Origin of the sequence: Psittacicella gerlachiana, assembly GCF_003585965.1 — a bacterium.
GTDB classification, from domain to species: Bacteria; Pseudomonadota; Gammaproteobacteria; order Enterobacterales; family Psittacicellaceae; genus Psittacicella; species Psittacicella gerlachiana.
The window spans coordinates 1-2,996 of the sequence record NZ_NRJF01000017.1; the positions used below are offsets into that span (position 1 = coordinate 1).

Below are 2,996 nucleotides of genomic sequence, written 5' to 3' on the forward strand. Positions count from 1 at the left end.
AAGAAAGTATGAGTTGGGCTATTAATTGAATAAGTGTAAGCGGTGGATGCCTTGGCAATCAGAGGCGATGAAGGACGTGCTAATCTGCGATAAGTCTGGAGGAGTTGATAAGAAGCGTTATAACTCCAGAATTTCCGAATGGGGAAACCCGATAGAGCAAATCTCTATCACTGCATTTTGCAGAGCGAACCCGGAGAACTGAAACATCTAAGTACCCGGAGGAAAAGAAATCAACCGAGATTCCGTAAGTAGTGGCGAGCGAAAGCGGACTAGCCGTTAATGATAGCAGTTGAGATAGTAGAATAACCTGGAAAGGTTAACGATAGAGGGTGATAGTCCCGTATACGAAATTTCAATTGTGGTACTAAGTTAACAACAAGTAGGGCGGGACACGTGAAATCCTGTTTGAAGATGGGTGGCTCATCATCCAAGGCTAAATACTACTGATTGACCGATAGTGAACCAGTACCGTGAGGGAAAGGCGAAAAGAACCCCTGTTAGGGGAGTGAAATAGAACCTGAAACCGCTTACATACAAGCAGTGGGAGCATATTAATTATGTGACTGCGTACCTTTTGTATAATGGGTCAGCGAGTTATTTTCTGTAGCGAGGTTAACTTAATCAGGGAGCCGTAGCGAAAGCGAGTCTTAACTAGGCGTTTAGTTGCAGGAAGTAGACCCGAACCCCGGTGATCTAGTTATGGGCAGGTTGAAGTTGTAGTAACATACATTGGAGGACCGAACCGACTACTGTTGAAAAAGTAGCGGATGACCTGTGACTAGGGGTGAAAGGCCAATCAAACCGGGAGATAGCTGGTTCTCCCCGAAATCTATTTAGGTAGAGCCTCATATGAATACTTCATGGGGTAGAGCACTGTTTCTTTGCGGGCGTCATCTCGATGTACCAATAGGATGCAAACTCCGAATACGTGAAAGTACTGTATGGGAGACACACCACGGGTGCTAACGTTCGTGGTGGAGAGGGAAACAACCCAGACCGCCAGCTAAGGTCCCAAAGTCTATGTTAAGTGGGAAACGATGTGGGAAGGCACAGACAGCTAGGATGTTGGCTTAGAAGCAGCCACCATTTAAAGAAAGCGTAATAGCTCACTAGTCGAGTCGGCCTGCGCGGAAGATGTAACGGGGCTAAACATAGCACCGAAGCTGCGGCAATAATTTAATTATTGGGTAGGGGAGCGTTCTGTAAGCCGTTGAAGGTATACTGGGAGGTATGCTGGAGGTATCAGAAGTGCGAATGCTGACATAAGTAACGATAAAACGGGTGAAAAACCCGTTCGCCGGAAGACCAAGGTTTCCTATCCAACGGTATTCGTGGTAGGGTTAGTCGGCACCTAAGGCGAGGCAGAAATGCGTAGTCGATGGCAAACAGGTTAACATTCCTGTACTTAATACCCATGCGATGGAGTGACGGAGAAGGTTAGGTCAGCTCACTGACGGAATAGTGAGTTTAAGCGTGTAGTTTGGCATATTAGGCAAATCCGGTATGCTATAGATGAGGCGTGATGAAGACCAAGAACTTTGTTCTTGGGATTGATTGATACCCAGCTTCCAAGAAAAGCTTCTAAGCTTAATGTGTATTAAACCGTACTGTAAACCGACACAGGTGGTCAGGTAGAGAATACTCAGGCGCTTGAGAGAACTCGGGTGAAGGAACTAGGCAAAATAGCACCGTAACTTCGGGAGAAGGTGCGCTGGTTATGCTGTTAGTAGGCACGCTCTACGAGGCAGCAACCAGTCGAAGATACCAGCTGGCTGCAACTGTTTATTAAAAACACAGCACTCTGCAAACACGAAAGTGGACGTATAGGGTGTGACGCCTGCCCGGTGCTGGAAGGTTAATTGATGGTGTTAGGGTAACCGAAGCACTTGATCGAAGCCCCAGTAAACGGCGGCCGTAACTATGACGGTCCTAAGGTAGCGAAATTCCTTGTCAGGTAAGTTCTGACCTGCACGAATGGCGTAATGATGGCCAGGCTGTCTCCACCCGAGACTCAGTGAAATTGAAATCGCTGTGAAGATGCAGTGTACTTGCGGCTAGACGGAAAGACCCCGTGAACCTTTACTATAGCTTGACATTGAATATTGACCTATGATGTGTAGGATAGGTGGGAGACTTTGAAGCATGGACGTCAGTTCTTGTGGAGTCGTTGTTGAAATACCACTCTTCATATGTTGATATTCTAACTAAGGCAAGTGAATCCTTGCCTAGGACATTGTCTGGTGGGTAGTTTGACTGGGGCGGTCTCCTCCCAAAGAGTAACGGAGGAGTACAAAGGTGGGCTAATCACGGTCGGACATCGTGAGTTTAGTATAATGGTATAAGCCCGCTTGACTGCGAGACGTACATGTCGAGCAGGTGCGAAAGCAGGTCATAGTGATCCGGTGACTTTTCATGACAGAGTCATCGCTCAACGGATAAAAGGTACTCCGGGGATAACAGGCTGATACCGCCCAAGAGTTCATATCGACGGCGGTGTTTGGCACCTCGATGTCGGCTCATCACATCCTGGGGCTGCAGTAGGTCCCAAGGGTATGGCTGTTCGCCATTTAAAGTGGTACGCGAGCTGGGTTTAGAACGTCGTGAGACAGTTCGGTCCCTATCTGCCGTAAGCGTTAGATATTTGAAAGGGTCTGTCCTTAGTACGAGAGGACCGGGATGGACGAACCTCTGGTGTTCCAGTTGTCTTGCCAAAGGCATTGCTGGGTAGCTATGTTCGGACGGGATAACCGCTGAAAGCATCTAAGCGGGAAACCTTCCTTGAGATGAGATATCTTTTCTTAAAGAAATAAGGGTTGTTGTAGACTACGACGTTGATAGGTGAGATGTGTAAGAGCTGCGAGGCTTTGAGCTAACTCATACTAATTGCCCGAATGATTAATAGTCCAACTCATACTTGAGTTGTTAGGTAAGTATTTAAGTATGTTGTTTTAATGCTTACATAAGGACAAGAGTTGAATAATAGTAATAAGAGAACG

At 46.9% G+C, this 2,996-nt stretch carries 1 rRNA gene; it reads left to right on the forward strand.

Annotated features, from left to right (window positions below):
- Nucleotides 1-19 precede the first annotated feature (19 nt).
- Nucleotides 20-2,903: ribosomal RNA gene (locus CKF59_RS00535) — 23S ribosomal RNA — on the forward strand.
- Nucleotides 2,904-2,996 lie beyond the last annotated feature (93 nt).